Here is a 1,973-nt window from a genome sequence, read left to right as displayed (position 1 = left end):
AATATGTTTATATGAATTTTCTTTTCTTCTTTGTCACTATATTTAATAGCATTATCAATAAATATTATTAAAAGTTGTTTTAAATGTTCTCTCATCATGGTTAGTTTTAAATTATCTTCTATATTATAAGTAAACTTCACATTCTTGTTTATCATTTCAAAATCATAAATTACTTCACTAACAACATTATAAATATTTACTTCTTTCAAGTTATCATTTATTACTAATTCATTTTCTACTTTGCTAAGCTGAAGCAAATCATTCACTAATTTCGTTAGTCTTTCTACTTCATTTAAACTAACTTTTATGGATTTATCTAAAGTTTCCTTATCATTTTTACCCCATCTATCTAACATTTTTAGATGTCCATTTATTATTGTTAAAGGCGTTCTAAGCTCATGAGATGCATCATTTACAAATTGTTTTTGTGAATTAAAAGATTCTTCAACCTCATCCATCATACTGTTAAATACCATATTAACTTTATCAAATTCATCTTTTTTATCATATATATCTACTCTATTAGAAATGCCTTTTTCTTTTATTTTTTCCATGGTATCTCTTAGTTTTTTCAGTTTGTGTACAAATTTTTTAGAAATATACATTCCTGCCAATATACTGATAATAATTACTAAAACAACTACACATATCATTATGTGAAGAGTAGCTTTCAAATAATCTTTAAACATATCTGTTTTTTTGAAAATATAAATATTATTTTTCTCGCCCTTAATATTTATGGGGGCATTTAGCACCACATTATCATATTTCAATTTTAGAAATACTTTTGATTTAATTTTATTTATATTATCAAATTCCAGATTTTGTGGTACTTCTTTTATGGAGTTGAAAATTATCTCTTTATTTTCATTATAAATTATGGCATCTAGTTCCATTGCTTCAAATAATTCTTCATAAGTCATATGGCTGTTTGAATTTATTAGTATTGATATTTCATCATATTTTGATTCTATATCATCTTTTTCATATTTTAGAGTCCAAACTCTAACTACAACAAGTTGAGCTGTTATTGTAAAAATAATCACACTTATTATTGCTAAAAAAGTAAGAATAGACATTTGCCAAAATGAGGATAGCTGTTTGAATTTTTTCATATTATCTTATAACATATCCAACACCACGGATAGTTTGGATATAACCATCATTTTTTAGTTTACTTCTTAAATGTCTTATGTACACATCTACCACATTTGTTTCAGCTTCATAGTCATATCCCCATATGTTTTCTAACAAATTATCTCTGCTTAAAACTTTATTTTTATTTATCATCAATTGAACTAATAATTCATACTCTTTTGTTGTTAAACTTACTTCTTTATTACCTTGTTTTACAATTCTACCTTCCAAATCTATGTAAATATCTTTAAACTCCAAATTATTGCTGACTTTTTTAATTTCATTAACCCTTCTTAATAAAGCTTCTATTCTTGCCAGTAATTCTTCTATGGCAAATGGCTTTGAAATATAATCATCAGCTCCCGTTTGAAGTCCAGATACTTTATCCATGACACTATCTCTTGCTGTTAGCATTATTATTGGTGTATTTTTTACTTTTCTTAATCTCCTGCATACCTCCATACCATTTAATTTTGGCAACATTAAATCGAGCAATATTAAGTCATAATCTTCCTGTAGTGCTTTTTCCAAACCTTGCACCCCATCTTCACAGACTTCTACACTGTATCCTTCGTAGTTTAGCTCCATTTTCACAAAAGAAGCAATATTATCTTCATCTTCAATTAACAGTATTTTATACACAAAACCACTCCTTACTAGTTTCTATTTCTAATTTATATAATGATCTTAATAAGATTTATTTTTGTTTTTGTTTGTAAATGTATTTTACTTTTATAACTCATATCATATCTAAAAATACTATACCAATAATCATTACTCTTGTAAAATATCTTATCTATATTAATTGACCTTACTTTATTTATTTATTGTTTTTT

General features: G+C 25.4%; 2 protein-coding genes. Both read right to left on the bottom strand.

From position 1 onward, the window contains the following. Nucleotides 1–1,115 (bottom strand): HAMP domain-containing sensor histidine kinase (locus NSA58_RS19625; RefSeq protein ID WP_257560890.1); only part of this gene is annotated, 1,115 nt, incomplete at its 3' end. A gap of 1 nt (nucleotide 1,116) precedes the next feature. Next, complete coding sequence (locus NSA58_RS19620) at nucleotides 1,117–1,779, bottom strand: response regulator transcription factor (RefSeq protein WP_074079559.1); 663 nt, start codon at nucleotides 1,777–1,779, stop codon at nucleotides 1,117–1,119. Between the last annotated feature and the right edge of the window lie 194 nt (nucleotides 1,780–1,973).

The sequence above is a fragment of the Terrisporobacter muris genome, assembly GCF_024621905.1.
GTDB lineage: Bacteria > Bacillota > Clostridia > Peptostreptococcales > Peptostreptococcaceae > Terrisporobacter > Terrisporobacter muris.
This window is presented reverse-complemented; position numbering and strand designations above follow the sequence as displayed.